This is a genomic window from Campylobacter sp. LMG 7929, assembly GCF_024723595.1.
Lineage (GTDB): Bacteria > Campylobacterota > Campylobacteria > Campylobacterales > Campylobacteraceae > Campylobacter_D.
Genome location: NZ_JANQCY010000002.1, coordinates 58884 through 84534 on the forward strand (window position 1 = coordinate 58884; position 25651 = coordinate 84534).

Below are 25651 nucleotides of genomic sequence, written 5' to 3' on the forward strand. Positions count from 1 at the left end.
ATTATCCTTTAAGCATTGTAAGTGCTTTGATAGTAGCACGCACAACATTTGCTGAATTATTTGAACCTAAAGACTTAGTTAAAATGTCTTTAATACCTGCAAGTTCCACGATAGGACGTGTTGAACCACCTGCAATAACCCCTGTACCTTCGCTTGCTGGTTTAAGTAAAATTCTACTTGCGTTGTATTTTACTTCTACATCATGAGGGATAGTTGAACCTTTTGTTTTAACTTCAACAATGTTTTTAAAAGCATCATCAACTGCTTTTCTTATAGCATCTGGAACTTCTTTAGCTTTTCCATAGCCCACACCAACTAAACCTTTTCTATTTCCAACGATAACTAAAGCAGTAAATCTAAATCTTCTACCACCTTTAACAACCTTAGTAACCCTGCCGATATCGACGATTACTTCTTCAAATTCTTCTCTATTATATTTTTCCATCGATCTTCCTTTTGGGTTATAGTTTGATTCCGTTTTCTCTTAGTGCTTCAGCTAAAGCTGCAATCACACCATGGTATAAATAACCATTTCTATCAAACACTGCTTCTTCTATGTTTTTAGCTTTTAAAACTTTTGCAAATTCAGCTGCTATTTTTTTAGCGCCTTCTTTATTTGCTTTAACACCAATTTTTCTTCCATCTACTGCTGCTAAAGTTACTGCTTTAACATCATCGATAGCTTGGATATATAAAGTTCTGTTTGATTTGAAAACAGAAACTCTTGGAAGAGCTTGTGTTCCTGAAATTTTTGCTCTAATTCTTTTTTTTCTTTTAATTCTTAAAGATATTTTTCTTTTTAATACATTTGCTCTCATATTCTATCCTTACTTCTTAGATGTCTTACCAGCTTTGCGGATAATACGCTCATCTGAATATTTAACACCTTTTCCTTTGTAAGGCTCAGGTGGTCTAAATTCACGAATTTGAGCAGCAACTTGACCTACCACTTGTTTATCACTACCTTTGATAATAACATTGTTTTTATCAACAGTAATTTCTATGCCTTCTGGAATAGCATAGTTGATAGGATGAGAAAAACCTAAAGCAAGTTCAAGAACTTTACCTTTTAACGCAGCTTTATAACCAACACCGTTGATTTCTAAAGTTTTGCTAAAACCATCAGTTAAGCCGATGATGATGTTTTGAGCTAAAGCTCTATAAGTTCCCCAATAAGCTCTACTTTGTCTATCTTCACCTTTAGGAGAGAAAAGAATTTGTCCTTCTTTAATCTCAACATTAACATTTGCTTTTGTATCAAGCTCTTTTGCTAAATTTCCTTTTTTGAATTTTAGCAAGTTACCTTCTAATTTTACTTCTACTCCACTTGGAATAGCAACTGGTTGTTTACCTATACGAGACATTCATTTTTCCTTTTTACTTGTCTACGATATGACTACTTTATAAGAATGGATACCGAATACCATAAAAAGTAGAAACTCTTACCAAATAGTACATAAAACTTCGCCGCCAACGCCTGCTTTGTAAGCTTCGTCGTTAGCTAAAACACCTTTTGAAGTGCTTACTACGATAGTACCATAACCGTTTTTAAATCTTTTGATCTCATCTTTGCCTTTATAAACACGACGACCAGGTTTAGAAATACGCTTAACTTCGTTAATTGCGCTTTTACCTTTTTCATCGTATTTTAAAACTACATTGATGAATTTCTTTTTATCCTCTTCAATAACATTAAAGCTTTCAATATAACCTTTAGCTTGGAAAATTCCAAGTAAAGCTTCGATAACTTTAGAATGCAAAAGTTGAGTAGTTTCTAATCTTCTCATCCCTGCATTTCTAATTCTTGTTAGTGAATCTGAAATTAAATCATTTATCATGGTTCTTTCCTCTTACCAACTTGCTTTTTTAAGACCAGGAATTAAACCTTCATTTGCCATTTTTCTTAAGCAAACTCTACAAATTCCAAAATCTCTATAAACTGAATGTGGTCTTCCACAAATTTGGCATCTAGTATACCCTCTAACGCTAAATTTAGGTTTGCGGGCAGCTTTTGCAATCATTGATTTTTTAGCCATATTACTTTCCTTTTGCAAATGGCACGCCAAATAATTCTAATAATTTTTGTGCCTCTTTATCTGATTTTGCTGTTGTAACGATAGAAATGTTCATACCATGAGTTCTTAAGATTTTATCATATTCAACTTCTGGGAACATTAACTGCTCATCTAAACCAAAGTTATAATTTCCTCTTCCATCAAAACCATCTCTTGGAAGACCTCTAAAGTCTTTAACACGAGGAAGAGCTATAGTAATAAGCTTATCTAAGAAAGCATACATATTGTCTTTTCTTAATGTTACCATTACACCTACTGGGAAGCCTTCTCTCACTTTAAAACCAGCAACTGATTTTTTAGCTTTTGTGATAACTGCTTTTTGTCCAGCAATCAATGAAATAGTATCTGCAACATTTTGTAATACTTTTTGATCTTTTGCTAATTCCCCAGCACCTACGCTGATTACAACTTTTTCAATAAAAGGAATAAGCATAGGATTTTTGATATCAAATTCTTTTACTAAAGCAGGTTTGATATTTTGAGTATATTTTTCTTTTAATCTCATCATCTTATTCTCCTGCCTTTGCTACATTTGAAATATCCATTGGCATTTCTTTATTGATAAAACCGCCGTTTGGATTTTTATCACTTGGCTTAACAGCTTTTTTAGCGATTTTGCAACCCTCAACAATTACTTTATTTGTTTTAGGAAATACTGCTAAAACTTTACCTGTTTTGCCTTTGTCATCGCCTGCGATAACTTTTACCATATCATTCTTTTTAATTTTTAATTTCATTACAACACCTCCGGTGCTAGTGAAACAATTTTCATAAAGCCACCATATCTTACTTCACGACCTACTGGTCCAAAAATACGCGTTCCGATAGGCTCTCTTTTAGCATCAAGAATAACTGCTGCATTTTCATCAAAACGAATTAAAGAACCATTATCTCTATGAATTTCTTTTTTAGTTCTAACGATAACTGCTTTTACTACTTGACCTTTTTTAACTTTACCATTTGGTAGAGCTTTTTTTACAGATGCAACGATTACATCACCAACAGTAGCGTATCTTCTTTTACTACCACCTAAAACCTTAATACACATTAATTCTTTTGCACCGCTATTATCAGCAACTGCAAGCCTAGTAAAACTTTGAATCATTACTCAACTCCTGCTGATACTATAGTTTTTAAGCGAAATGATTTTCTCTTAGAAAGTGGTCTACATTCAATAGCAACTACAGTATTTCCCACTTTAAGTTCATTTCTTTCATCATGAATTAAATATTTTTTAAAGCGTTTTACGATTTTTCTGTATTTTGGGTGAACCACTTTTCTTTCAACCAAAATTGTTGCTGTTTTATCTCCAGCAATTTGAACAACAACGCCTTGAATTTCTCTTTTAAATGCCATTTTCTATCCTTATTTTAAAGCGCTAATTGCAGTATTGATTCTAGCGATGTCTTTTTTAACTTCGCTAATCTCTTTAGGATTAGTTAGCTGCATTGTTTTTAGCTTTTGTCTTAAAGTAAATAAAAGCACCTTTTTTTCTTTTAGCATTGTTGCAAGCTCACCTGCTGTTTTATCTTTAATCTCAGTATATTTCATTTTGGCTCTCTCTTGTAACAAACTTAGTTTTAAATGGCAATTTGTGCATCGCTAAAGTTAAAGCTTGTCTTGCCATTTCTTCATTAACCCCTGCCATTTCATAAATGATACGACCTGGTTTAATGTTCATTACCCATTCCTCAACTGCACCTTTACCTTTACCCATACGAGTTTCTAAAGGTTTTTTAGTTAGAGGTTTATCTGGGAAAACTCTAATCCAAGTTTTACCTTGTCTTTTTACAAAACGAGTTAAAGCAATACGAGCTGCTTCGATTTGACGTGAATTAATACGGCCAGCTTCAGTTGCTTTTAGGGCAAAATCACCAAAAGTAAATTCAGTCCCTCTGTTGGCATAACCTCTGTTACGCCCTTTCATCATTTTACGATATTTTGTTCTTTTTGGCATTAACATGATTATTTACCTCTTCTTGCTCTTCTAGTTTTTTTAGCTGGAGCGTTTTCTTCGGTTTTTTCAGGTTGAACACCCTTTTGTAAAACTTCACCCTTGAAGATCCATACTTTAATACCTATGTTTCCATAAGTAGTATGTGCTTCTGCAAAACCATAATCGATTTTTGCTCTTAAAGTGTGAAGTGGAACACGACCTTCTAAGTACCATTCAGTTCTTGCCATTTCAGCACCACCTAAACGGCCTGAAACTGAAACTTTAATCCCTTTAGCACCTGCTTTTTGCGCTCCTTGAATTACTTTTTTCATTGCTCTTCTAAAAGCAATTCTTTTTTCAAGTTGAGTAGCAACACTTTCAGCTGCAAGCTGAGCTGAAGCACCTGCTTTTCTTTCTTCTTTGATATTGATATTAACTTCTTTTTTGATTAAATCTTGAAGTTCTTTTCTTAAAATATCAACATCACTACCTTTTTTACCAATAATAATCCCTGGTCTTGCAGCTACAACAGTTACTCTTAATTTTTTCGCTGTTCTTTCTACAAGAATTTGGCTAATTCCTGCATAATAAAGTTTTCTTTTTAAGAAAGTTCTGATTTTATAATCTTCACCAATATTTTCTGCTAAATTAGCTTTTGTAGGAAACCATCTTGATTCCCAATTTCTATTAATTCCTAGTCTTAAACCAATCGGATTTACTTTTTGTCCCATATTAGCTTTCCTTTTTCACTGATGCTTTTTTAGCTTTTGTAGTTTTTTCAGCACTTGCTTCTACTTTACTAACTTCTACCAAAATGTGTGAAGTTGGCTTTCTAATACGACTAGCACTTCCTCTAGCTCTTGGTCTAAATCTTTTTAAAACCGCACCAGCATCAACACGACAACTTGAAACAACAACTTCATTTGCTTCAAATCCGCCATTTGCTACAGCACTTGAAATAGCATTTGCTATAAATTTAGCACCTTTATTTGGCATAAATTTCAAACTAGCTAATGCAAGCTCTGCATTCATACCTTGAACTTCTCTAGCAATCAATCTCGCTTTAGTTGGAGATAATCTTATGAATTTAATTAACGCTCTACTCATAAATCTCCCTTACTTACCTATTTTTTTCTGAACAGAGCCTTTGTGACCCTTGAATGTTCTAGTAGGTGCAAATTCACCTAATTTGTAACCGATATGATTTTCAGTAACATATACTGGGATAAAGCTTTTTCCATTATGAACATTAAAAGTTAAACCTATCATATCAGGTATAATAGTGCTGCGTCTTGACCAAGTTTTAATTGGCTTACCATCGTTAGCTTTTTTAGCAGCGATGACTTTTTTCATTACATGGTCATCAACAAAAGGACCTTTTTTTAGTGACCTAGCCATCTTACTTTCCTTTTCTTCTTGAAATTATTAGCTTATCGCTAGCTTTTTTACGGCGAGTTTTAGCACCTTTAGTTGGTTTACCCCATGGAGTAACTGGATGACGGCCTGAATTTTTCTTACCTTCACCCCCACCGTGCGGGTGATCAACTGGGTTCATCGCAGAACCTCTTGTTTGAGGACGAATACCTCTATGGCGATTTCTACCAGCTTTACCGATAGTCACATTTGACCATTCTTCATTACCAACTTCACCGATACTTGCCATACATTCAGCTAAAACTTGTCTCATTTCACCACTTGCAAGTCTTAAGATAACGTATTTTTCTTCTTTACCCATTAATTGAGCATAAGCACCTGCTGAACGGATCATTTGACCGCCTTTGCCTGGTTTTAACTCGATATTGTGTACGATAGTACCCACTGGGATATTTCTTAATTTCATTGCATTACCTGGTTTAATGTCAAGTCCGCTTTCAGCAGCACAAACAACATCACCAACACTTAAACCTTTTGGTTGTAAGATGTATCTTTTTTCACCATCTCTATAAGAGATTAATGCAATACGACAATTTCTGTATGGATCGTACTCGATTGCTTCAACTTTACCTTCAATACCAAATTTTCTTCTTTTAAAATCTATAATTCTGTAAAGTTTTTTAGCACCTGCTTCTTTATGACGGCTTGTGATTCTACCATTATTGTTACGACCTGCATGAGCTGGAAGTTTTACAAGTAATGAACGCACACTAGCTTTTGCTGTGATATCATCAGAGCTTACACCTGTGATATATCTTCTACTTGGAGTATATGGTTTATAAGTTTTAATTGCCATCTTATGCCTCCGAACTTTCTAAGCTCACACCTTCTGGTAGCTTAACATAGAATTTTTTAAAGCTATTTCTTTGACCTTCACGACCTCTAAAACGCTTTACTTTTCCATCCATTTTTAAAGAATTAATTCTTACTGGAGTTACACCAAAATATTCTCTTAAAACTTCTTTTAGACCATTTTTAGTCATTTTTGGAGAAGTTTGAATAACTACAACACCTTGCTCTTGAAGGTTTAAGCTTTTTTCAGTGTAAAGTATTGTTTTTATATCAGTAATATCTGCCATTTTAACCCTCTTTTACGATAGATTCAAGCGCTGCTTTTTCAATGATAACAGCATTAAATACAGATACTAAATAAGCATTTACTTCGCTAATATCAACTACATAGCAATTTGCTAAGTTTCTAAAAGCAAGAAGTGTTTTTTCATCTAGTAAATCTTTTACAATTAAAGCATCTTTTAAACCAAGCTTTTTAATAACTGCATTTGCATCTTTTGTTTTACCGCTTTCAATGCTTAAACTATCTACTGAGAATAATGCATTGTTTTGTGCTTTATCAGCCAATGCTCTTTCAAGCGCTAAGCGTTTTTGTTTTTTATTAACTTTTTGGAAATAGTTACGATTGTTTGTAGGACCAAATGCCACAGCACCACCAACCCAAACATTCGTTCTTGTTGAACCTGCTCTTGCACCACCACGACCTTTTTGTCTCCATGGTTTTTTACCACCACCGCTTACATCGCTTCTACCTTTAGTATGAGCTGTGTTTGCTCTAAGGCTAGCAAGATAAGATTTTACATATAAATAAAGGTTGTGAGGATTAACTTCTGCATATTTTGCTGGAAGATCGAGTTCACTAGCTTTTTCAAATTTATCATTTAAAACAGTTACTTTACTCATTTTGCAATCCTTATTTTACCCATAGCACCATTAAATCCTGGTACTGCACCTTTTACTACTAAGATGCCATTTTCTTCATCAAATGAAACTACTTCATTTTTAACAGTAACTTTTACATTACCATAATGACCTGCCATTTTCATACCTGGTTGAACACGACCTGGCCATTCGCGGTTACCGATTGATCCGTGACGTCTGTGGAATCTTGAACCGTGACTTGCAGGACCTCCGGCAAATCCGTGTCTTTTAACAACCCCACTATAACCTCTACCTTTAGAATTAAAGCTTACTTTTAAAATAGAAGCTTCTTTTAAAGGATTAAGATCAATATCACCTGCTTCTGTGTTTGCTACTTCTAAAGAAGCAAATCTATTATATTCAGCTGAAAGATTGTATTTTTTTTGCTGACCTGCAATGCATTTATTATTTGCTTTGCCTTTTACATAAGCAACCAAAGCTTTTCCATTTTCTACTTCACATACTTTAGTTTGAACAAGTTTAAGTAAGGTTACAGGAATGCTTGGTGTGCTGATTGTTCTACTCATACCAATTTTTTCTACAATGTATTCCATATTCTATCCTTATTTACCCATAGCTCTTACTTCAACATTGACCTCTGGAGCCAAGTCAAGCTTAGTGAGTGAATCTACTGTATCTGGAGTAGCTGCTACAATATCAAGCATACGAGCATGAATTCTCATCTCAAATTGTTCGCGTGAATCTTTATTGATGTGTGGAGATTTCAAAACTGTGTATCTTTTGATTTTTGTAGGCATTGGCACTGGACCTCTGATGTCAGCACCTGTTCTTTTAACAGCTTCTACAATTGCTGCAACTGTGCGATCTAGAACTCTGTGGTCATAAGCTTTTAGCTTAAGCCTGATTCTTTCCATATTTTTTCCTTTGTAAAGAACTCGTTAGACCCATAAGAATCTAACCACCATATAAAATGATGTTGAGATTATATAAAAACATACTTTGCTATGTCAAGAAATTTATGCATTTTTTTTAATTATTTTCCTTTTAAAAAGGATAAAAATTAAATTTTATAAAATTTATCAGATTTTTTATGCATTAAGAAAATCTAAGAAAAAATATAGTATGATTTCAAAATCTAAAGGGGCATTAGCTCAGCTGGGAGAGCACAACGCTGGCAGCGTTGGGGTCAGCGGTTCGAACCCGCTATGCTCCACCATTTAGTATAAAGAAATCTATGAAATCACTACAATTTTTTTACGATAATTACCCAAAATTTCAAAAATTTGATGAAAGAAAAATTCAAATCCAAACCCATAAAAACATCATCATAAAAGGTGGTTTTGCAAGTGGTAAGAAAAATTTGATTTTAAATTTTTTGTCTTTATATAAAGCAGAAAATATACTCTTTATTGATTGTGATGATTTAAAATTTCAAGCAAGTGCTTTAATAAATTTAAATTCGTTTTTAACTTATAATCCACAGATTAAATTTTTAGCACTTTGTAACTTTACTCATGATTTTGACTTTGCTAGTTTAAAACACCTTAATTTACAAATCATAATAAGCGTTTGTGATAGTAATTTTTGCTTAGATCAGTTTGAAGAACTTCATTTAGATTATTTAGACTTTGAAGAATTTTTAAGCCTAAACAAAAAATATGCTGATACCAAAACCATGGTAAGTTATTTTTTACACACAGGACGCAATGTGATTTTAAATCACAACTTTAACACAAACTCATCATACTTAAAAAGCTTTTATACCCCATTAGAGCTTACTATACTCAAACAAATTGCCTTAGAACTTGGGAGTGAATTTAGCGTTAATGAGTTATTAAAAACTCTAAAAAACAGTATAAAAATTTCCAAAGATACCTTATATAAAAGCATAGAAAAACTAGAATCAAACTACACTTTGTATTTTGTAAAAAATCTTGAAAAGAATTTAAAAAAAGTATATTTTTGGGACTTTTCACTAAAAAATTCTCTAAGCATACAAAAAGACTTTAGCGCTTTGTTTGAAAATTTAATTTTAAGTGAGTTGTTTAAATTTAAACAAGAAATTTTTTATACTAAGCATTTTGATTTTTACTTACCAAGTCTTAAAAATGCATTTTTATGCTCACCCTTTAAAGATAAAGATTTACTTAGCTTAAAAGTCAAAAAAATCCTTAGTAAAAATCAACTTGCACTTTCGACTATTTATATCATCACGCTTTCACAAAGAGATGAGTTTTTCGTTGAAGGGGTGCGCGTGATGATTTTACCTTTTGATGAGTGGGCTTTGGGTAATTAATCTAACTCATCAAGCTTATATTGCTCGATGATAGATAAAATAAGCTTAGTGTAATTACTTTTAATCTCTGAATATTTTTCTAAGTGGCTTGCCGCTTCTTTACCATCAAGTTTTTCATTTTGATTTATAGCATCCCACCGCCAAGCTCTAAATTCCTTATAAGCATCGTGGCGATTTAAATTAAGCAAGTACGAATCCACACTTTCTTGCAAGCTATCAAATATACGAATTTTGTGAGTTTTACCCTCGCCTCTTTCCTTTGGCACTAAACCTTTTTCACCCCAAGTCCATTCTCCAAATAAATTATTTGCCTCTTTAGCAAAACGACTTGTACCAGTTGCACTTTCAATAATAGCTTGAGCTATGGCTAAAGACTTTGGCACCTTTTGGATACGCATTTGATATTCTTTGTGATCGTATAAATTTTTAACACGGTATTTTTCCTTCAAAGACCATAGTTTTTGCACAGCATTAGTATTTAGCTTTCTAAAATTATTCTTTATAGCTTCTTTAAAGAAAAATTCTATAAATTCTTTTTCCTTTTCTATCTCTTTAAAAGAAACATCCAATAAAGCATTAATTTTTTTGATAAAAACCTCACGCTTTTCTTTTATACTTAAAGCATAATATTGCTCATCAAAACCTGCTATAAATTCAGCTTTTAAAAATAAAACACTACTAAGTAAAATTATAATCAGCTTCAAAACAGCACTTTACCTTTCCTCTAAAAAATATTTGATCCTCTTCTAATCTAAAATACAAACTTTCATTACTTTTTGGCTTTACCAAAATATCATCTTTTACCTCTTGATTTAAATACGCTAGATAAAAACAAGCCCCCATACCCGTACCACAAGCTAAAGTCTCATCTTCTACTCCACGTTCATAAGTTCTAACTCTTATAAATTCATCATCTTCTACTTTGGCAAAGTTAACATTTGCATTGTATCTTTTACGCACTTCTTTGCATAAATTTACATCAAATTTGTTTAAATCATCAACAAAGGTTACTATATGCGGAACACCAGTATTACAGCCTTGCCAAATTCTACCTTTATACTCAAAAGCTTCTTTAATATCCTTTACCCCGCTAAGTTTGATTTCAACTATATCATCATCAACAAAAGATTTTATAAGTCCTGCGCCGGTTAAGAAATTTAAATATTGAGACTTTTTTAAATAATGATGAGCAAAATGAGCTGCTGCGCGTGAGCCATTACCGCACATACTTGCCTTACTCCCATCACAATTATAAAATTCCCATTCAAAATCATATCTATCATGAGGCACAACTACTATAAGCCCATCAGCACCTATGCCTTCATAACGATTACAAAGAATTTTAGCCAATTCGCTACGATCTTTTTTTTCACTATCTGCAAACACCACAAAATCATTCCCGCTAGCACAGTACTTGTAAAATTTCATTTTTCAACCTTTAAAGTGTGTTTTAAAAAATTTAGCACATTTTTCTCAAAATTTTCATAACCTGAGGTATTTTTTATCACAAAATCTGCTTTTTTTAGTTTTTCTTCTATATCAAGTTGTAAATTAATTCTTTTTAAGGCTTCGTTTTTATCTAAATTATCTCTTTGCATTAATCTTTGAAGCAAAAGTTCTTTTGGAGCATAAATTAATATACTTTTTCCTAAATTTTGATAGTGATTATTTTCAAAAAATAAAGGCAGTTCTATAAAAAAAGCCTTGTTTTTTTTATCTAAAATTTGAGCTTTTTGTAAAATAACTTCTTTGATTTTAGGATGTAAAAAATCTTCTAGCTTTTTTTTAGCATTTAAGTCGTTAAATACAATAGTTCCAAGTTTTTTTCTATCTATTTTTCCTGCTATGATTAAATCATCATTATCAAAAAGCTTAGCTATGGAATTTGCATTTTCATTTAAAAGCTCATGAGCTATCACATCTGCGCTTAAAGTATCAAAACCCAAATTTTGAACTATTTTTATAAAGCTTGACTTTCCACCCGCTATACTTGAAGTTACAAAATAAGCATTTTGCATAATTTAGCCTTAAAACATTTTTAGTTAAAATACCTTTTAAATTCTTAAAGGAAGATAAATGAATATAAGCTATGAAGATGCGGGCGTAAGTATAGACAATGGCAATGCTTTTGTAGAAGCAATCAAGCCTTTAGTAAAAGAAACTTTTAATGAAAATGTTTTAGGTGGCATAGGCTCTTTTTCGGGTGCTTTTGCTATGCCAAGTGGTTTTAAAAATCCTGTTATACTAGCAGCAACTGATGGAGTGGGCACGAAGTTGCGCCTTGCTATTGATAGTCAAAAATTTGACACTATAGGTGAGGACTTAGTAGCAATGTGCGTGAATGATTTAATTTGTAATTTTGCTACGCCTTTGTTTTTTTTAGACTATTATGCAACTGCAAAATTAGATGTAGAAGTAGCTAAAAAAGTCGTAGCAGGGATTGCTAATGGTTGTAAAAAAGCAAATTGTGCCTTAATAGGCGGAGAAACTGCCGAAATGCCTGGAATGTATCATAGCAATGATTTTGACTTAGCAGGTTTTTCAGTGGGTATGGCCGAAAAAGATGAAATCGATAGAAGAAATTTTGTAAAAAATGGAGATATTTTACTAGCTCTACCTAGTAGCGGGCTTCATTCTAATGGATATTCTTTAGCTAGAAAAGTATTATTTGAAGCACAAAAGCTTAAGTTTGATGATAAAATAGAGGGTAAAAATTTAATCGATATTTTACTTGAACCTACAAGAATTTACGTAAAAGACTTTTTAAAATTAAAACCATTCATCAATGCACTAGCTCATATAACAGGTGGTGGATTGGTGGAAAATTTACCTAGAGTTTTCCCAAGAGGAATAGGTGCAATCATCAGAAAACATCATCTAAAAACTCCTGAAATTTTTTACCAAATAGGCCAAAGTGTAGAAGAGGCTGAAATGTATAGAAGCTTTAATATGGGTGTGGGTTTAGTTATGGTGGTAGATCCATCTAATGTAGGAAAAGTTTTAGAAAGCTCGGACGCTTATGTAATAGGCGAAGTTGTATTAAATGAAAGGGTTGTTTTAGAGTGATAGCTTAAAAGCTATCACTCTAAATTTATGCAAAATACCAAGCTATTAGGATATTTAAAGCCATTCCTACAAGCAACATAGGAGTAGATCTTTTAACAATAGCTATAGGATCTAATTTTGCAAAGCCTGCTAAGGCTAAAATTCCACCCGATATCGGCGAGGCAGCACGCCCTAAACAAGAAGCAATCTCAAGTGGCAAAGCTAGTGAGATAGGATTAATCCCTAGTTTTTGAGCAATATCTGGAGCAAGTCTTCCAAAAGCATTAAAAGCAGCAATCCCACTACCCATAATCACACTTGCAAAATACACAATAAAGCTTAAAACTATAATAGTAAGCAACACAGCAGAAGCTCCCATAGAAGAAACTGCTAAGGCTAAATGTTCTATACCCTTTAATGCTTTAATACCTTCTGCAAAAATAGAAGCTGCAATGATAATACAAACAACACTTACAAAAATTTCTGCCATAGCTTTTAGTATCACCATCAAATCATCTGCAAGTTTTTTTGCATCTTTATATCTAACATACTCTAAAATAAAAACCAAACTTATACTTAAAAAATTGGCGCTCACCACATCTAGCTTCACTTTATATCCATATAAATTTGCAAAATAAGCACCAAATAAAAACACTATAGGAAGCCAAGGCAAGAAAATATAAAATAAAGGACAATTTGGGTTTTTTATTTCCATGTGTTCGATATTATCCACAACGCCTTTTGCTAAGTCTTTTTTATCCATATAACTATAATAAAACGGAATAAGCAAAGCTATCACAACAACATAAGCTATAACAGGATAAATTTGGTATTCAAAAAACATAGCAACAACATTTTCAATGCCTACCATATCTGCTAAATTTATAGAATTTCCATCTTTAGGACCATAATCAAGTGCAATTAATGATAAAACCGATACAGCAGTGATAGGACGAATTCCAATGGCGATTAAAACAGGATAAATCGAAGCAAGCAACAAAAGTAACAATCCTGTGTAACTTGAAATAACTATTTTTAAAGCCATACCCACTACAAAAGTTCCACTTAAAACTAGGTATTTATTTTTAATCTTGCCTAGTGGTTTATTTGCTACAAAAGCTAACTTTGCCGAAGCATTAATATGCTTCATATAAGCCGCAAAACCTGCAACAGACATTATAATAAGCCCCACACCAGCTAAATTTGTCTTAAAAGTTTGAGTTACAAAACCAAAGACATCAAAAACAGGATTTCCCAAGCTTTGTTTTAGCACAGACTCACCAGTTGCTAAAGAAATGATGATTAAGATAATAATACCCGAGAGAAAAAAAGTAAAGATAGGGTTGTATTTTTTAAGAATAAAATAGGCTACTAAAAATACACAAAATAAAGTAGCCACGACAGAAAGAAAAACCTCCATAAAACCTCCTAATTTTTGTATTTAGTCTATTTTACGGGGTTTTTCTTAAAAAAACTTGATTATTTTACAGGGTGAAGTTCGTTTGCATAGAAGCTTACTGAGTTCATACCTTCTTTAATAGCCCATTCATAAGCTTTTGCTACAAATTCCCAGTTAATGTGCGCGTAGAATTTTTCTAAATACGCAGGGCGCGCATTGCGGTGATCTACATAGTAAGCATGCTCCCATACATCAACTACTAAAAGCGGAACTTTACCTTCAGTGATAGGTGTAGCAGCATTGCTTGTAGCTACTAGTTCTAATTTTTGATTTTGAGTGTTATAAACTAACCAAAACCAACCAGAACCAAATACCCCTGTAGCTCCTTTGATAAATTCTTCTTTTAAATTTTCCATAGAGCCAAAGTCTTTTTCAACTGCTGCTTTAAACTCATCACTCAAAGAACAGCCACAGCCACAGCATGTTTTTGGCTTAATGCAATCAAAATAAAAGTCATGATTATACACTTGAGCAGCGTTGTTAAAAACTCCACCATTTGAATTTTGTATGATATAAACTAAATCTTTTCCTACAAATTCAGTATCTTTGATAAGATTGTTTAGGTTGTTTACATAAGTTTGGTGGTGTTTGCCATGATGAAATGCAAAAGTTTCTGCACTTAAAAAGTCTCCAAAAGCGTCTGCTTCATAAGGTAGTTTTCTTAATTCAAACATATTGTTCTCCTTTTTTAAATTTATGGATATTCTAACATAGTTAAATTAAAAAAGACTAAATGAGTCTTTATTTTTCAAAAAGTATTACTTTGCCTTGCTCTAAGCTTTTTGCTACATCGATAATGCGTTGATTTTTACTACCTTTAAATTTTAAAGATAAGTCTTTTTGCTCTAAAATAAACTTCCCATCTATCAAAACATCGGCTAAGATAAGTAATTCTTTTTTTGATTTTTCTTGCAACAACTCTTCATAAGTAAAGCCTGTATATATGGTAAGATCAAGCCCTAAAGCCTTAATGTGTTTTGCTAGAATGCTTAAATTTTTTGCTTGCATAAAAGGCTCTCCACCACTAAAAGTAACACCTTGAAGCAAAGGATTTTTACAAATCTCATCATATAAACTCGCTAAATCTTGCAAATATCCTTTGTTAAAATCGTGCGTTTGTGGGTTATGACAGCCTTTGCAATGATGGGGGCAACCTTGAGTAAAAATCACATAACGCAAACCATAGCCATCGACTATGGATTCTTTTATAACACCAGCTAATCTAAGAAAAATCGTGTTTAATTCTTGCATGAACTTCAGCTTTTTTAGCGTCATTAAAACGATCAAGCGTTCCTACTAAATAGCCTGTGATTCTTCTTATGCGTTCGAATTTAATATCATCTTCTTTTCTATGGCACTTTGGACAAAACTCATCTATCACACCACTATAACCACACACTGGATCCCTATCTAGTGGGAAATTAATCGAGCCATAGCCTATATTGTTTTCTTTCATACATTTTATAATGCGTTCAAAACTTTCTAAATTCTTACTCACATCGCCATTTAATTCTACATAAGTAATATGCCCGCCATTATTTAGCTCATGATATGGGGCTTCTATTTGAATTTTTTCATATATGCTAATAGGAAAATCTACAGGAATATGAAAAGAATTGGTATAAAAATCTTTATCGGTTATGCCTTTTAAAATGCCGTATTTTTTTTGATCTAGTTTTAAAAATCTTCCACTTAAACCCTCAGCTGGGGTAGCTATGAGTGAAAAATTAAGCTTATCTTTGAGTGCTTTTTCATCGACAAATTCACGCATAAAACGCACTATTTGTAAGCCAAGTTCTCTTGCTTCTTGGCTTTGTCCATGATGAGAACCTATCAAAGCTATTAAACTCTCACAAAGTCCTATATAACCTATAGCCAAAGTCCCATGTGCTATGATTTTTTCTACGCTATCATTTTCTTTTAAAGAATCTGAATCTATCCAAATTCCCTCGCCCATTAAAAATGGGAAATTCTTAACCTTTTTTAGACTTTGAATTTTATATCTATGAAGTAATTGCTCGTACACAAGCTCTAATTTTTCTTTTAAAAGTGAGTAAAAAAGCTCTAAATTTCCTTTAGCTTCTATAGCTAAACGCACAAGGTTTATACTTGTAAAGCTTAAATTTCCTCTGCCACTTGTGATTTCTTTGCTCTCATCATAAACATTTGCCATAACCCTAGTTCTACAACCCATATAAGCCACTTCACTATTATAATCGCCCTTTTTATAGTATTTTGCGTTAAAACTTGCATCTAAAAAGCTAAAATTTGGAAAAAGTCTTTTAGAAGCACATTCTATAGCAAGTTTAAAAAGCTTATAGTTTGGGTCTTTTTCATTATAATTAACACCCTCTTTTACTTTAAAAATTTGCACAGGGAAAATCGGTGTTTCGCCATTTCCTAAGCCTTTCATCGTGGCTTTTAGTAAATTTTCTATCACCATTTGCCCTTCAAAAGATATATCGGTGCCATAATTTAGCGTGCTAAAAGGCACTTGAGCTCCTGCTCTTGAGTTCATAGTATTAAGATTATGCACTAAAGCCTCCATAGCTTGAAAAGTCGCATCTTGGGTTTGCTTTAATGCTCTTTTATAAGCATAAGCATTTGCTTGCTTTAAAAAATTCTCATCACTATTTAAATCAAGCCTTAAAAGCTCTTTGAAGCATTCTGTTTCGCTAAAAGCTTGAAAATTAGCATTTTTAAAGCATTGCTCATCTAAACTTTGTTCTAATTTTATTTCAAAAAAAGCATTTATAGCCTTTTTATACTCTTTTTGAAAAGTCTTTGCCACGCCTTTTGCCATAGCAAAATCAAAATTGGGTATAGACTGGCCTCCATGCATTTCATTTTGATTAGCCTGCAAGGCAATGCAAGCTAAAGAAGCATAAGATCTGATATCATTTGGCTCACGCAAGCTTCCATGTCCTGTGCTAAAACCATTTTCAAAAAGCTTTAATAAGTCTATTTGACAGCAAGTTTGTGTTAGCATATAAAAGTCTTTATCGTGTATGTGTATATCGCCGTTTTTGTGTGCATTTGCGATATGTTTTGGCAAAATACACTCATCTACATAGTATTTTGCGCCTTCTGAGCCATATTTTAACATCATACCCATAGCGCTATCTGAATTAATATTTGCATTTTCTCTTTTTAAGTCAGCTTCTTTAGAATCTTTAAAAGTTAAATCATCATACAAACTTAGCAAATCATGGCTACCATTGCGAATTTGTGCTCTTTTTTGACGGTATAAAATATAAGATTTTGCAGTATTGACTAAGGCATTTTTGATTAAAACTTCTTCAACTTTATCTTGAATTTGTTCTACTTGTATGTGTTTTTCATCCAGTAAAGCTACAACCTCATCGCAAAGTTTATCTAAAAAATCATTATTTAATTTTTCATCTGTGGAATTTATATTGGCTTTAAAAATGGCATTTTTGATTTTAAAAATATCAAATGCAACTTGGCTTTCATCTCTTTTTATAATAAATTTTATTCTCATGGAAATTTTCCTAAAAAATAATCTCTAAGCACTATAAAATAGCACTTTTAAAAGATAAGTTTAGTACAAAAACTTGATGAAAAACTTAAAGAAATAAAAGAAAAATTCACACAAAAAATGTGTGAATTTGATTATTTTAACTCCACGCCTTTTACAGCATAAAGTTTATCAATACCACGATTTCCAAACATTTTATCAGTATTACAATCTCTTTGGATATTCCACTCATCTAGCTCGTGGTGAAAATTTTTACAATTATGGAAAAGATAGGCCATGGTAATTACATTTTGTACATCCCAGCTTGCCACATTATGCTCATACGCATGGCAGTTTTCAAAACAATGTGCCATTCTGATTACATTAGAGGTTTTCCAGTGCAATAAAGAATGATTAAATTTAACACAATTAAAAAACATATAAGACATATCTTTTAAATTTTGTGTATTCCACTTTGATAAGTCTTTGTTGAAATTTTTGCAGTTAAAAAACATACTTGCCATATTTTCGACATTTGAAACATCCCAGCGTGATAAGTCTGCATTAAAACTTTCACAACAATAAAACATATAAGACATATCTTTAGCCTTAGATACATCCCAACACTCAATACCCAAAAAATCTTTTCTAGTAGAACAATAAAAAACGAATGAAAAATCTTCTATCAAAGAAACATCAATATCTCTTAGAGAAATTCTTTCATTGTGCACCAAATTCATCAACTCATTTTTGTTTTTAACTTTATACATTTTGTCCCTCCTTTTTGTATATTTTAAAAAACAAGTGTGAAGTCAATATAAATTTAATGAAATTAAACAAAAGATTTGGAATATTAATAATTATTAATTTAAAATTAACTTAATATAAATATATATTTACAAAATAATAAATAATTATAAATAAATAGATGAATTTTAATAAAAAATAATACTGTGGAGAAAAATATAGAGTGGTGACCCATACGAGACTCGAACTCGTGTTACCGCCGTGAAAGGGCGATGTCCTAACCGCTAGACGAATGGGCCAATTTACAGTTTGGAGACAAAATTATAGCAATTTTTACTTAATAATTATTTAAGACATCAAAAAATGCCTTAAATATCTATTTCTATCCCTACAGGAGCATGATCTGAACCAAAAATATCATCTCTTATAAAGGCATTTTTGAGCTTATCTTTTAAGCCATTAGAAATGAAAAAATAATCAATCCTCCAGCCCACATTTCTTTCTCTTGCCTTCATTCTATAGCTCCACCACGAATACTTTTCTTTAACATCGCCATTTATATGTCTAAAAGTATCTATAAAGCCTAATTTTAATAAATCATCTATCCAAGCACGCTCAATCGGCAAAAAGCCTGAAGTCTTTTCATTAGCTTTTGGATGAGTTAAATCTATCTCACGGTGAGCAGTATTTACATCTCCACATATTATAATTTCTTTTCCTTCTTTTAAAAGCTTATCTAAATACACTAAAAAATCATTATAAAATTTCATTTTAAAGTTTAAACGCTCTTCATCTTTTTGACCATTTGGAAAGTAAATATTAAACAAAACTACATTTTTAAAGCTATGTTCTAAAACCCTACCCTCATCATCATCAAAAAATTCACATTTTTTGACTTCACTATCAAAATTACACAAACTCATTACACCAGAATACCCTGCTCTTTTAGCACTATTTGAATACATATGTTTAAAAGGATATTCATAAATTCTTTTTGGAAATTTATCCTCGTGTGCTTTGATTTCTTGAAAACCTATAAAATCGATTTCTTCTTTTTCAATCCAATCCAGTGCGTTTTTATCACAAATTGCCCTTAGGCCATTTACATTCCATGATAATAATTTCATAAAATACCTTTACCAATCTTCTTTTGTTGCTATTTTATATGTGATTTATTAATTTTATTCAAATAGACTAAGTTTTTATTTTATTCCAAAGGAAAAAAATGCACCTAAAACTTTCATGGACAAAATTTACCCTGCTTAATACGATTTTTATCATGGCGTTTAATTTCCCGTTGTTTGAGTTTGTATATGAAAAGATAGATCAAAACACTATGCTTTTTAGTGTGTTTTTTGGAATTTATTTTTTCTTGGTTTTGAGTGTTTTATCTTTGGCATATTTTCCCTATATCACCAAAATTTTAAGCATATTTTTACTTAGCACTTGTGCTATTTGTAGTTATTTTGTTAGTAATTATGGGGTTTTAATCGATGATCATATGATACAAAATGTCGTTGAAACAGACAATAGAGAGTTTTTTTCTTATTTTAATTTTTCCTTTGCTTTGTATATTTTAGCCTTTGTGATTTTTCCTAGTTTGCTTGTGATTTTTACTGAGATTGATTATCAAAGATATTTTTTCAAAAAAAGTGTATTATTTTTGACTTCTTTGGTGTTTTGCTTTGCTTTAGTAGCTCTTAGCTCAAAAACACTTTTGCCTTTTTTAAGATCACACAATATCGTTAGAATGTATAATTTGCCATTTTACCCAATATACTCAAGCATAGAATTTACAAAGAAAAAGCTAGCAGGTAAAAAAGAACTAACTATCATTTCAAATGATGCAAGTTTAAAAGACACCAATACAACTAAGCTTATGATTTTAGTCATAGGTGAAACTGCTAGAGCGAGTAATTATTCTTTAGGTGGATATAGCACAAATGATACGAATTTTTATACCAAAAATGAACCAAATTTAGTGTATTTTAACAATATAAGCTCATGTGGGACTGCTACTGCAAGAAGTTTACCTTGTATGTTTTCAAGACACAAAAGAGTAAATTTTGAAGATGGATTATACGAAGAAAATGTTTTAGATATCTTGCAAAAGGTTGGAATACAAGGTGTTTGGTTTGGTAATAACTCAGGGGGCTGTAAAGGAAATTGCGATCGTATAAAACACAAACTCATTGCAAAAGACTATGATGAGAGCTTACTTGAACTTGTAAAACAAGAACTTGAAAATACAAATTCAAATAAAATCATCGTTGTACATTTACAAGGCTCACATGGGCCAACTTACTACAAACGTTATCCAAATGCATTTAAAAAATTTATGCCAACATGTGATACAAACGAGCTAAATACCTGCTCACACGAACAAATCATCAACACCTATGATAATACTTTACTTTATACAGACTTTATTATAAAAAGCCTTATAGATATGCTTAAGCAAAATCCTACCAAAGAAGCTTCTTTACTTTATTTATCAGATCATGGGGAGAGTTTAGGTGAAAATGGAATTTATCTTCATGGTATGCCTTATTTAATAGCACCAAAAGATCAAAAACACATACCGATGATATTTTGGAGTAAAGATAACAAATTAAGCCAAGATTTACAAAGCAAAAAAGACTATAAACTTTCTCAAGATAATCTTTTTTCAAGCTTACTGGGGTATTTTGGTGCAAATAGCAAAGAATATGAGGCAAATTATGATATATTTAGCAAAAATTTAAAGGAAAATCCTTAATGAAGCCGAAATATTCTTTATTTAAAAATGCAAGCTATGCCTTTAGTGGAATTAAATTTTTACTCCAAGATGAAATGGCTTTTAGGATAGAATTTGCCATTATTTTACCTTTGATTTTTGCAAGCTTATTTTTACCTGTGAGTTTTTTAGAGCATTTTGTGCTTGTATTTGTTTTGGTACTAATTTTAATCGTAGAAGCACTAAATTCTGCCATAGAAGCTTGTGTAGATCTTTGCACGAGCGAATTTCACATCTTAGCTAAAAAAGCAAAAGATTGTGCGAGTGCTGGGGTGTTTTTTAGCGTGGTTTTAGCTATAATTACTTGGAGTTTTATTCTTTTTGATTTGGTTAGAGAATGGATGATAAAGTAAAAACACTATGCATAAAAATCTTTGGTAAAAAACGCTTTGAAATTTTAGAATTTTTAGCCCTTCATGCTGATGATGATGGTTTTGTCTTTGCAAACATAGAAGAGCTTTCTAAACAACTAAACATCAGCAAACCTACCATCATTTCTACTTTTAAATTTTTAGAAGAAAAAGCTTTGCTTGAAAAACTCAAAAACGGCTTATATAAACTCAAATAGGAGATAAAATGACACTTAAAAACCCTTTGGATATGCATTTACATTTACGCGATGAAAGCATGCTTGAACTTGTAGCTCCATTTAGTGCAAAAGACTTTAAAGCAGGGGTTATCATGCCAAATTTAATCGCTCCGCTTACTGAAACAAACGCATTAAAAGCTTACAAAGAACGCATTTTAAAAGCATGTAAAAATGAAGATTTTACGCCTTTAATGACTTTATTTTTTAAAGACTATGATGAGAAATTTTTAGAAAAAGCTAAAGATGAGCTTTTTGCTATCAAGCTTTATCCTGCAGGTATCACTACCAACTCAGATAATGGAATTTCAAGCTTTGATATAGAAAAGTTAAAACCTACACTAAATGCTATGAGTGAATTAAACATACCTTTGCTAGTGCATGGAGAAACAAATGATTTTGTAATGGATAGAGAAGCAAATTTTGCTAAAATTTATGAAAAACTGGCAAAAAACTTTCCAAAATTAAAAATCGTAATGGAGCATATTACCACTAAAATTTTGTGTGATTTACTAAAAGATTATGAAAATTTATACGCAACCATCACTTTACACCATTTGATAATAACGCTTGATGATGTAGTGGGTGGCAAGATGGATCCACATTTATTTTGCAAACCTATTGCAAAACGCTATGAAGACAAAGACGCTTTATGTGAGCTTGCTTTTAGCGGCTATGAAAAGGCTATGTTTGGAAGCGATAGCGCACCTCATCCATTACACACTAAAGAATGCTGTGGGTGCGCAGCTGGTGTATTTAGTGCGCCAGTGATTTTACCTGTATTGGCTGAACTTTTTGAAAAACACTCAAATGAAGCAAATTTACAAAAATTTATTTCAGATAATGCTTGTAAAATTCATAATCTTAAATTTGAAAAAGATAAAATCATCACTTTAGAAAAACAAGAATGGCAAGTAGCGCAAAAATACGGTGATGTAGTGCCATTTATGGCAGGAAAAACTTTAAATTTCAAGGTTATTTAACCTTGAAATTTAATTAATAATCAGAAGTTTTATCTTAGCTTCTATAATCTCTTCTACCTCATCTTTTACAAAGCTTTCTAACTCTTGTTTGTTTGCATTAACACCATTCATACTCAAATGCCACAAAGCATTTTCTATCGCACTTTCCTTATCTCTTTTTACCACTCTAGTTTCATTAAAAATTTCATACTCATAAGGGATATTTTGTGCATTTAAAAAACCTTGCAAATCCTCTTCGCAAAAACCTTTAAAATGCGTGTTAAAATGCTCAAATATAGGGTCTAAAAAGCTACTTTTACGCCTACTTGCCCAGCCTAAATACACCTTTTTAGAAGCTAAGCTTAAAAAAGCTTGATAGTCTTTTTCATTTTGCAAAGCAGGCGACATACTTAAAAAGGCTAAGTCAAATTTTGTGTTATTGTTTTTATAAAAGTTTTCAAAGTCTAAATTTAAAGTTTTTATATTTGATATGGCATGAGTTTTTGCATCTTCTTGTAAAATTTCAAGCATAGCACTAGAGCTGTCTACACCCAAAACACTTTTTGCTTTTTGTGCTAAATGCAAAGTCCAAACACCACTCCCACAGCCTATATCTACCACGCTTTTATCTTGTAAAGATCCAAGTCTTGAGAAAGTAGCTTTTTGAATTTCGTTTAAACTAGGATTATACCTTGCGTAGCTTTTTGCTTTTTTATTCCATAAATTCATCTTCACTCCTTATTTTTTCTAATATAGTATAATATTTTTTTGTTTTTAGAAAGGAAAATTATGCGTGTATTGTTTTTGTGTTTGATTTCATTTTTAAGTATATATGCCAAAGATTTGGTAAGTGTTAGTATAGCTCCACAAGCTTACTTTGTAAAGCAAATTGCCAAAGATACTTTAGATATTAATATAGTCATACCACCTAATGCAAATGAGCATACTTTCGAATTTAAACCAAGTGGTATTTTAAAACTTGAAAAAAGCGATATTTACTTCACAGCAAATTTAGAATTTGAAAAAATTTGGATTTTAAAACTTAAAGATAATCTCAAAAATACCAAAATCATCTCTACTCAAAATGGTATTGATTTTATACCTTTGCAAGAGCATGCACATGAAGGACACCATCATCATGGAGATGACCCTCACACATGGCTTGATCCACTTTTAGCAAAAACTCATGCTAAAAATATCACTTTAGCACTTATAGAACAATACCCGCAAAATAAAGCATTTTATGAGCAAAATTTAGAAAATTTCTTAAAAGAAATGGATGCATTAAATTTACAAATACAAGCTTTATTTAAAAATGCAAAAAACAAGCACTTTTTAGTCTATCATCCATCTTGGGGGTATTTTGCAAAAAGATATCATCTAAGTCAAATTCCTATTGAAATAGAAGGCAAAGAACCTAAGCCAAAAGACTTAGCCAAGCTTGCAAAACTCATACAAAAAGAGCAAATCAAAGCTATTTTCGTGCCAAAAGGAGCTAATAACAACACCATTAAAGCTATGGCGAGTAATTATAATCTTAAAATCATAGAACTTGATCATTTGCCAAGTGATTATAAAAACGAGCTTTTAAAAGATGCAAAAAATATAGCAAGCGTTTTACAATGATAAAAATCAATATTAAAAATTTAAACTTTTCATATAACCAAGATGAGGTTTTAAAAAATATCAACCTAAACTATGAAAGCAAAGACTTTTTAGCCATAGTAGGGCCAAATGGCGGGGGTAAATCTACACTTTTAAAACTCATACTAGGCTTACTAAATAGCCATAAAAACATAAACTTTGAAAACTTAAGTTTAAAAGATATAGGTTATGTCCCACAAAATACTTTAGCTAATCCAAACTTTCCAGTGCGCGTGCTAGAAGTGGTGATGATGGGAAGAGTGGATAAAAAATTCTTTGGTTTTTATACCAAAAAAGATCAAGAGCAAGCCTTGCTAGCCTTAGAAAAAGTAGGTATGAAAAATTTTTGGGATAAAAAAATCAACGAACTAAGCGGAGGTCAAAGACAAAGAGTTTACATTGCAAGAGCTCTAGCAAGTGAATGCAAGCTTTTGATCCTTGATGAGCCTACTGCAAGTATAGATACCAAAGGCTCGGTGCAGATTTTTGAGCTTTTGAAAAAATTACACGAAAGTGGGGTTGGCGTGATAGTAATATGCCATGATTTAAATGTAAGCTTAGCTTATGCAAATAAAATCGCATATTTAAACAAAGAATTATTCTTACATGAAAACACCCCTGAAAAAAAGGCACATTTACTAGCGCATTTAAGCCAAAATCACACGCATTTTTGTGATGTGGAGCTTAGCTTGGAGCAGTGTTGCTGTGAAGGAAAAAACCATGCTTGAACTTTTATCTAGCTCTTTTATACAAAATGCTTTTTTGGCTGCATTTTTAACTAGCATTGCTTGTGGGATTATGGGAACTTTGATCATGATCAACCGCTTAAGTTCTATGGCAGGAGGCATTACGCATGGGGCTTTTGGGGGTATAGGTATAGCATTTTATTTTGGTTTGCCAGTACTTGTTAGCACGAGTTTATTTACTCTTTTTTTAGCCTTGCTTGTAGCGTTTTTAGTACAAAAATATCCTTTTAGAAGTGACAATATAGTCGGTGTTATATGGGCTTTTGGAATGGCTGTTGGTATCATACTCATAGACTTAACCCCTGGTTATAATGGTGATTTAATGGGGTATTTATTTGGTAGTATTTTGTCTGTACCTACGCAAGATATAGTTTTATTTGCAGTGATTGATGTGATTTTTATCATTTTAGTATTGCTTTTTTATCGTCAATTTGAAATTCTAAGCTTTGATAAAGAATTTGCAAGCTTAAGAGGGATTAAAACCAATCTTTTTCACTATCTTTTAATCGCAATGATGGCTTTTTGTATCGTTATAAGTATCAAAGTAGTAGGACTTATACTTGTGATAGCTTTGCTTAGCATACCTGCATTTATCGCTGAGAGCTTTTCTAAAAAGCTTGGGCAAATGATGATTATCTCTACACTTTTGAGCATAAGTTTTTGTGTGACAGGGCTTTTTGTGAGTTTTTATTATAACCTTGCAAGTGGAGCTTGTATCATAGCTAGCGCTTGTATAGCTTTTGTGTTTTATCTTTGTTTTAGAGTTTTTATAAAGAAAATTTAACATACTTTG

38 protein-coding genes and 2 tRNA genes are annotated in these 25651 nt (G+C 32.1%); 10 read left to right on the forward strand and 30 right to left on the reverse strand.

The window, feature by feature from the left end:
* Position 1: 1 nt before the first annotated feature.
* From rpsE to rpsJ, 19 genes are all read right to left on the reverse strand, one after another.
* Complete coding sequence (rpsE, locus tag CAMP5118_RS01150) at positions 2 to 445, reverse strand: 30S ribosomal protein S5 (RefSeq protein WP_039617161.1); 444 nt, start codon at positions 443 to 445, stop codon at positions 2 to 4.
* Positions 446 to 461: 16 nt separating this feature from the next.
* Positions 462 to 818 (reverse strand): 50S ribosomal protein L18, encoded by a 357-nt coding sequence (rplR, locus tag CAMP5118_RS01155; RefSeq protein ID WP_039617157.1) that lies wholly within the window; start codon positions 816 to 818, stop codon positions 462 to 464.
* 9 nt (positions 819 to 827) lie between these two features.
* Positions 828 to 1364: a 50S ribosomal protein L6 gene (rplF, locus tag CAMP5118_RS01160; protein ID WP_039617154.1), complete on the reverse strand. Its 537-nt coding sequence runs from the start codon at positions 1362 to 1364 to the stop codon at positions 828 to 830.
* A gap of 78 nt (positions 1365 to 1442) precedes the next feature.
* A complete protein-coding gene (gene rpsH / locus CAMP5118_RS01165) occupies positions 1443 to 1838 on the reverse strand; it encodes a 30S ribosomal protein S8 (RefSeq protein ID WP_337216408.1) in 396 nt (131 codons plus the stop codon).
* Positions 1839 to 1850: 12 nt separating this feature from the next.
* Complete coding sequence (locus CAMP5118_RS01170) at positions 1851 to 2036, reverse strand: type Z 30S ribosomal protein S14 (protein WP_012660824.1); 186 nt, start codon at positions 2034 to 2036, stop codon at positions 1851 to 1853.
* Between the two features lies 1 nt (position 2037).
* Positions 2038 to 2583, reverse strand: a complete 546-nt coding sequence (gene rplE, locus CAMP5118_RS01175) for a 50S ribosomal protein L5 (protein ID WP_012660823.1) — start codon at positions 2581 to 2583, stop codon at positions 2038 to 2040.
* Position 2584: 1 nt separating this feature from the next.
* Positions 2585 to 2812: a 50S ribosomal protein L24 gene (rplX, locus tag CAMP5118_RS01180; RefSeq protein WP_012660822.1), complete on the reverse strand. Its 228-nt coding sequence runs from the start codon at positions 2810 to 2812 to the stop codon at positions 2585 to 2587.
* Positions 2812 to 3180 carry a 50S ribosomal protein L14 gene (gene rplN / locus CAMP5118_RS01185; RefSeq protein ID WP_012660821.1) on the reverse strand — a complete coding sequence of 123 codons (369 nt, stop codon included), beginning with the start codon at positions 3178 to 3180 and terminating at the stop codon, positions 2812 to 2814. Before rplN ends, rplX begins: the two co-directional genes overlap by 1 nt.
* On the reverse strand, positions 3180 to 3431 hold the full coding sequence (rpsQ, locus tag CAMP5118_RS01190; RefSeq protein ID WP_039617148.1) for a 30S ribosomal protein S17: 252 nt from the start codon (positions 3429 to 3431) through the stop codon (positions 3180 to 3182). The genes rplN and rpsQ overlap by 1 nt, the downstream gene beginning before the upstream one ends.
* Positions 3432 to 3440: 9 nt before the next feature.
* A complete protein-coding gene (rpmC, locus tag CAMP5118_RS01195) occupies positions 3441 to 3626 on the reverse strand; it encodes a 50S ribosomal protein L29 (protein WP_012660819.1) in 186 nt (61 codons plus the stop codon).
* A complete protein-coding gene (gene rplP, locus CAMP5118_RS01200) occupies positions 3613 to 4038 on the reverse strand; it encodes a 50S ribosomal protein L16 (protein ID WP_012660818.1) in 426 nt (141 codons plus the stop codon). The genes rpmC and rplP overlap by 14 nt, the downstream gene beginning before the upstream one ends.
* A 2-nt stretch (positions 4039 to 4040) precedes the next feature.
* Complete coding sequence (gene rpsC, locus CAMP5118_RS01205) at positions 4041 to 4742, reverse strand: 30S ribosomal protein S3 (RefSeq protein WP_039617145.1); 702 nt, start codon at positions 4740 to 4742, stop codon at positions 4041 to 4043.
* A gap of 1 nt (position 4743) precedes the next feature.
* A complete protein-coding gene (rplV, locus tag CAMP5118_RS01210) occupies positions 4744 to 5118 on the reverse strand; it encodes a 50S ribosomal protein L22 (protein WP_039617143.1) in 375 nt (124 codons plus the stop codon).
* Positions 5119 to 5127: 9 nt separating this feature from the next.
* On the reverse strand, positions 5128 to 5409 hold the full coding sequence (gene rpsS, locus CAMP5118_RS01215; RefSeq protein WP_039617142.1) for a 30S ribosomal protein S19: 282 nt from the start codon (positions 5407 to 5409) through the stop codon (positions 5128 to 5130).
* 1 nt (position 5410) lies between these two features.
* Entirely contained in the window at positions 5411 to 6241 is an 831-nt protein-coding gene (gene rplB / locus CAMP5118_RS01220; RefSeq protein WP_039617141.1) for a 50S ribosomal protein L2, read from the reverse strand.
* A 1-nt stretch (position 6242) separates the two neighbouring features.
* Positions 6243 to 6524 (reverse strand): 50S ribosomal protein L23, encoded by a 282-nt coding sequence (locus tag CAMP5118_RS01225; RefSeq protein ID WP_039617139.1) that lies wholly within the window; start codon positions 6522 to 6524, stop codon positions 6243 to 6245.
* A gap of 1 nt (position 6525) precedes the next feature.
* A complete protein-coding gene (rplD, locus tag CAMP5118_RS01230) occupies positions 6526 to 7140 on the reverse strand; it encodes a 50S ribosomal protein L4 (protein ID WP_039617137.1) in 615 nt (204 codons plus the stop codon).
* Complete coding sequence (gene rplC, locus CAMP5118_RS01235; protein ID WP_012660811.1) at positions 7137 to 7712, reverse strand: 50S ribosomal protein L3; 576 nt, start codon at positions 7710 to 7712, stop codon at positions 7137 to 7139. The genes rplD and rplC overlap by 4 nt, the downstream gene beginning before the upstream one ends.
* A 9-nt stretch (positions 7713 to 7721) precedes the next feature.
* Positions 7722 to 8033 carry a 30S ribosomal protein S10 gene (rpsJ, locus tag CAMP5118_RS01240; RefSeq protein ID WP_012660810.1) on the reverse strand — a complete coding sequence of 104 codons (312 nt, stop codon included), beginning with the start codon at positions 8031 to 8033 and terminating at the stop codon, positions 7722 to 7724.
* A 226-nt stretch (positions 8034 to 8259) separates the two neighbouring features.
* On the opposite strand from rpsJ, the gene CAMP5118_RS01245 reads away from it, so the two are divergent.
* Positions 8260 to 8335 (forward strand) — tRNA-Ala (locus tag CAMP5118_RS01245).
* Between the two features lie 18 nt (positions 8336 to 8353).
* The gene (locus CAMP5118_RS01250) at positions 8354 to 9415 is read left to right on the forward strand and encodes an ATP-binding protein (protein WP_263679248.1); all 1062 of its coding nucleotides are present in this window, start codon (positions 8354 to 8356) and stop codon (positions 9413 to 9415) included.
* On the opposite strand, the gene CAMP5118_RS01255 is transcribed toward CAMP5118_RS01250, so the two are convergent.
* From CAMP5118_RS01255 to coaE, 3 genes are read right to left on the reverse strand one after another with little or no spacing between them, the layout of a single operon-like run.
* A complete protein-coding gene (locus tag CAMP5118_RS01255) occupies positions 9412 to 10119 on the reverse strand; it encodes a glucosaminidase domain-containing protein (RefSeq protein WP_263679250.1) in 708 nt (235 codons plus the stop codon). The genes CAMP5118_RS01250 and CAMP5118_RS01255 overlap by 4 nt on opposite strands.
* Positions 10094 to 10843, reverse strand: coding sequence for a diaminopimelate epimerase (gene dapF, locus CAMP5118_RS01260; RefSeq protein ID WP_337216409.1), 750 nt, complete (start codon positions 10841 to 10843; stop codon positions 10094 to 10096). Before dapF ends, CAMP5118_RS01255 begins: the two co-directional genes overlap by 26 nt.
* Positions 10840 to 11433, reverse strand: a complete 594-nt coding sequence (gene coaE / locus CAMP5118_RS01265) for a dephospho-CoA kinase (RefSeq protein ID WP_263679253.1) — start codon at positions 11431 to 11433, stop codon at positions 10840 to 10842. Before coaE ends, dapF begins: the two co-directional genes overlap by 4 nt.
* Before the next feature lie 58 nt (positions 11434 to 11491).
* Between coaE and purM the strand changes: the two genes are divergently transcribed.
* Positions 11492 to 12481 (forward strand): phosphoribosylformylglycinamidine cyclo-ligase, encoded by a 990-nt coding sequence (gene purM / locus CAMP5118_RS01270; RefSeq protein ID WP_337216410.1) that lies wholly within the window; start codon positions 11492 to 11494, stop codon positions 12479 to 12481.
* Between the two features lie 25 nt (positions 12482 to 12506).
* On the opposite strand, the gene dcuC is transcribed toward purM, so the two are convergent.
* The 7 genes from dcuC to CAMP5118_RS01305 form a co-directional block, all read right to left on the reverse strand.
* Positions 12507 to 13880 carry a C4-dicarboxylate transporter DcuC gene (dcuC, locus tag CAMP5118_RS01275; RefSeq protein ID WP_337216411.1) on the reverse strand — a complete coding sequence of 458 codons (1374 nt, stop codon included), beginning with the start codon at positions 13878 to 13880 and terminating at the stop codon, positions 12507 to 12509.
* Between the two features lie 59 nt (positions 13881 to 13939).
* A complete protein-coding gene (gene sodB, locus CAMP5118_RS01280; protein ID WP_337216412.1) occupies positions 13940 to 14593 on the reverse strand; it encodes a superoxide dismutase [Fe] in 654 nt (217 codons plus the stop codon).
* Between the two features lie 67 nt (positions 14594 to 14660).
* On the reverse strand, positions 14661 to 15170 hold the full coding sequence (nrdG, locus tag CAMP5118_RS01285; protein WP_337216413.1) for an anaerobic ribonucleoside-triphosphate reductase activating protein: 510 nt from the start codon (positions 15168 to 15170) through the stop codon (positions 14661 to 14663).
* Positions 15142 to 17421, reverse strand: coding sequence for an anaerobic ribonucleoside triphosphate reductase (locus CAMP5118_RS01290; RefSeq protein ID WP_337216414.1), 2280 nt, complete (start codon positions 17419 to 17421; stop codon positions 15142 to 15144). Before CAMP5118_RS01290 ends, nrdG begins: the two co-directional genes overlap by 29 nt.
* Before the next feature lie 131 nt (positions 17422 to 17552).
* Positions 17553 to 18167 (reverse strand): BspA family leucine-rich repeat surface protein, encoded by a 615-nt coding sequence (locus tag CAMP5118_RS01295; RefSeq protein WP_337216415.1) that lies wholly within the window; start codon positions 18165 to 18167, stop codon positions 17553 to 17555.
* 201 nt (positions 18168 to 18368) lie between these two features.
* Positions 18369 to 18443 (reverse strand) — tRNA-Glu (locus CAMP5118_RS01300).
* A 69-nt stretch (positions 18444 to 18512) separates the two neighbouring features.
* On the reverse strand, positions 18513 to 19271 hold the full coding sequence (locus tag CAMP5118_RS01305; protein WP_337216416.1) for an exodeoxyribonuclease III: 759 nt from the start codon (positions 19269 to 19271) through the stop codon (positions 18513 to 18515).
* A gap of 98 nt (positions 19272 to 19369) precedes the next feature.
* Between CAMP5118_RS01305 and CAMP5118_RS01310 the strand changes: the two genes are divergently transcribed.
* From CAMP5118_RS01310 to pyrC, 4 genes are read left to right on the forward strand one after another with little or no spacing between them, the layout of a single operon-like run.
* Entirely contained in the window at positions 19370 to 20902 is a 1533-nt protein-coding gene (locus tag CAMP5118_RS01310) for a phosphoethanolamine transferase (RefSeq protein ID WP_337216417.1), read from the forward strand.
* Entirely contained in the window at positions 20902 to 21273 is a 372-nt protein-coding gene (locus tag CAMP5118_RS01315) for a diacylglycerol kinase (RefSeq protein ID WP_087699066.1), read from the forward strand. The genes CAMP5118_RS01310 and CAMP5118_RS01315 overlap by 1 nt, the downstream gene beginning before the upstream one ends.
* Positions 21258 to 21488: a helix-turn-helix domain-containing protein gene (locus CAMP5118_RS01320; protein ID WP_120760630.1), complete on the forward strand. Its 231-nt coding sequence runs from the start codon at positions 21258 to 21260 to the stop codon at positions 21486 to 21488. Before CAMP5118_RS01315 ends, CAMP5118_RS01320 begins: the two co-directional genes overlap by 16 nt.
* Positions 21489 to 21496: 8 nt before the next feature.
* Entirely contained in the window at positions 21497 to 22489 is a 993-nt protein-coding gene (pyrC, locus tag CAMP5118_RS01325; RefSeq protein ID WP_337216418.1) for a dihydroorotase, read from the forward strand.
* Between the two features lie 9 nt (positions 22490 to 22498).
* Here the strand turns inward: pyrC and CAMP5118_RS01330 are convergent, their stop codons facing one another.
* Positions 22499 to 23197 (reverse strand): class I SAM-dependent methyltransferase, encoded by a 699-nt coding sequence (locus tag CAMP5118_RS01330; RefSeq protein WP_337216419.1) that lies wholly within the window; start codon positions 23195 to 23197, stop codon positions 22499 to 22501.
* A gap of 60 nt (positions 23198 to 23257) precedes the next feature.
* Between CAMP5118_RS01330 and CAMP5118_RS01335 the strand changes: the two genes are divergently transcribed.
* From CAMP5118_RS01335 to CAMP5118_RS01345, 3 genes are read left to right on the forward strand one after another with little or no spacing between them, the layout of a single operon-like run.
* Positions 23258 to 24094, forward strand: coding sequence for a metal ABC transporter solute-binding protein, Zn/Mn family (locus CAMP5118_RS01335; RefSeq protein ID WP_337216420.1), 837 nt, complete (start codon positions 23258 to 23260; stop codon positions 24092 to 24094).
* Complete coding sequence (locus CAMP5118_RS01340) at positions 24091 to 24840, forward strand: metal ABC transporter ATP-binding protein (RefSeq protein WP_263682865.1); 750 nt, start codon at positions 24091 to 24093, stop codon at positions 24838 to 24840. Before CAMP5118_RS01335 ends, CAMP5118_RS01340 begins: the two co-directional genes overlap by 4 nt.
* On the forward strand, positions 24833 to 25642 hold the full coding sequence (locus CAMP5118_RS01345; protein WP_337216421.1) for a metal ABC transporter permease: 810 nt from the start codon (positions 24833 to 24835) through the stop codon (positions 25640 to 25642). Before CAMP5118_RS01340 ends, CAMP5118_RS01345 begins: the two co-directional genes overlap by 8 nt.
* Positions 25643 to 25651: the final 9 nt, after the last annotated feature.

Bases quoted from the DNA above. Each gene is read 5' to 3' on its own strand.
- rplC (WP_012660811.1), bottom strand. From the start codon at position 7,712: ATGGAATACATTGTAGAAAAAATTGGTATGAGTAGAACAATCAGCACA.
- CAMP5118_RS01310 (WP_337216417.1), top strand. From the start codon at position 19,370: ATGCACCTAAAACTTTCATGGACAAAATTTACCCTGCTTAATACGATT.
- pyrC (WP_337216418.1), top strand. From the start codon at position 21,497: ATGACACTTAAAAACCCTTTGGATATGCATTTACATTTACGCGATGAA.
- CAMP5118_RS01305 (WP_337216416.1), bottom strand. From the start codon at position 19,271: ATGAAATTATTATCATGGAATGTAAATGGCCTAAGGGCAATTTGTGAT.
- CAMP5118_RS01225 (WP_039617139.1), bottom strand. From the start codon at position 6,524: ATGGCAGATATTACTGATATAAAAACAATACTTTACACTGAAAAAAGC.
- rpsC (WP_039617145.1), bottom strand. From the start codon at position 4,742: ATGGGACAAAAAGTAAATCCGATTGGTTTAAGACTAGGAATTAATAGA.
- purM (WP_337216410.1), top strand. From the start codon at position 11,492: ATGAATATAAGCTATGAAGATGCGGGCGTAAGTATAGACAATGGCAAT.
- rplF (WP_039617154.1), bottom strand. From the start codon at position 1,364: ATGTCTCGTATAGGTAAACAACCAGTTGCTATTCCAAGTGGAGTAGAA.
- rpsH (WP_337216408.1), bottom strand. From the start codon at position 1,838: ATGATAAATGATTTAATTTCAGATTCACTAACAAGAATTAGAAATGCA.
- CAMP5118_RS01290 (WP_337216414.1), bottom strand. From the start codon at position 17,421: ATGAGAATAAAATTTATTATAAAAAGAGATGAAAGCCAAGTTGCATTT.
- rpmC (WP_012660819.1), bottom strand. From the start codon at position 3,626: ATGAAATATACTGAGATTAAAGATAAAACAGCAGGTGAGCTTGCAACA.
- CAMP5118_RS01340 (WP_263682865.1), top strand. From the start codon at position 24,091: ATGATAAAAATCAATATTAAAAATTTAAACTTTTCATATAACCAAGAT.
- CAMP5118_RS01315 (WP_087699066.1), top strand. From the start codon at position 20,902: ATGAAGCCGAAATATTCTTTATTTAAAAATGCAAGCTATGCCTTTAGT.
- rpsJ (WP_012660810.1), bottom strand. From the start codon at position 8,033: ATGGAAAGAATCAGGCTTAAGCTAAAAGCTTATGACCACAGAGTTCTA.
- rpsE (WP_039617161.1), bottom strand. From the start codon at position 445: ATGGAAAAATATAATAGAGAAGAATTTGAAGAAGTAATCGTCGATATC.
- rplB (WP_039617141.1), bottom strand. From the start codon at position 6,241: ATGGCAATTAAAACTTATAAACCATATACTCCAAGTAGAAGATATATC.
- rplD (WP_039617137.1), bottom strand. From the start codon at position 7,140: ATGAGTAAAGTAACTGTTTTAAATGATAAATTTGAAAAAGCTAGTGAA.
- rplR (WP_039617157.1), bottom strand. From the start codon at position 818: ATGAGAGCAAATGTATTAAAAAGAAAAATATCTTTAAGAATTAAAAGA.
- CAMP5118_RS01320 (WP_120760630.1), top strand. From the start codon at position 21,258: ATGGATGATAAAGTAAAAACACTATGCATAAAAATCTTTGGTAAAAAA.
- rplP (WP_012660818.1), bottom strand. From the start codon at position 4,038: ATGTTAATGCCAAAAAGAACAAAATATCGTAAAATGATGAAAGGGCGT.
- CAMP5118_RS01335 (WP_337216420.1), top strand. From the start codon at position 23,258: ATGCGTGTATTGTTTTTGTGTTTGATTTCATTTTTAAGTATATATGCC.
- dapF (WP_337216409.1), bottom strand. From the start codon at position 10,843: ATGAAATTTTACAAGTACTGTGCTAGCGGGAATGATTTTGTGGTGTTT.
- CAMP5118_RS01345 (WP_337216421.1), top strand. From the start codon at position 24,833: ATGCTTGAACTTTTATCTAGCTCTTTTATACAAAATGCTTTTTTGGCT.
- CAMP5118_RS01170 (WP_012660824.1), bottom strand. From the start codon at position 2,036: ATGGCTAAAAAATCAATGATTGCAAAAGCTGCCCGCAAACCTAAATTT.
- rplE (WP_012660823.1), bottom strand. From the start codon at position 2,583: ATGATGAGATTAAAAGAAAAATATACTCAAAATATCAAACCTGCTTTA.
- CAMP5118_RS01295 (WP_337216415.1), bottom strand. From the start codon at position 18,167: ATGTATAAAGTTAAAAACAAAAATGAGTTGATGAATTTGGTGCACAAT.
- rpsS (WP_039617142.1), bottom strand. From the start codon at position 5,409: ATGGCTAGGTCACTAAAAAAAGGTCCTTTTGTTGATGACCATGTAATG.
- rplV (WP_039617143.1), bottom strand. From the start codon at position 5,118: ATGAGTAGAGCGTTAATTAAATTCATAAGATTATCTCCAACTAAAGCG.
- CAMP5118_RS01330 (WP_337216419.1), bottom strand. From the start codon at position 23,197: ATGAATTTATGGAATAAAAAAGCAAAAAGCTACGCAAGGTATAATCCT.
- coaE (WP_263679253.1), bottom strand. From the start codon at position 11,433: ATGCAAAATGCTTATTTTGTAACTTCAAGTATAGCGGGTGGAAAGTCA.
- rplX (WP_012660822.1), bottom strand. From the start codon at position 2,812: ATGAAATTAAAAATTAAAAAGAATGATATGGTAAAAGTTATCGCAGGC.
- sodB (WP_337216412.1), bottom strand. From the start codon at position 14,593: ATGTTTGAATTAAGAAAACTACCTTATGAAGCAGACGCTTTTGGAGAC.
- dcuC (WP_337216411.1), bottom strand. From the start codon at position 13,880: ATGGAGGTTTTTCTTTCTGTCGTGGCTACTTTATTTTGTGTATTTTTA.
- nrdG (WP_337216413.1), bottom strand. From the start codon at position 15,170: ATGCAAGAATTAAACACGATTTTTCTTAGATTAGCTGGTGTTATAAAA.
- rpsQ (WP_039617148.1), bottom strand. From the start codon at position 3,431: ATGGCATTTAAAAGAGAAATTCAAGGCGTTGTTGTTCAAATTGCTGGA.
- rplN (WP_012660821.1), bottom strand. From the start codon at position 3,180: ATGATTCAAAGTTTTACTAGGCTTGCAGTTGCTGATAATAGCGGTGCA.
- CAMP5118_RS01250 (WP_263679248.1), top strand. From the start codon at position 8,354: ATGAAATCACTACAATTTTTTTACGATAATTACCCAAAATTTCAAAAA.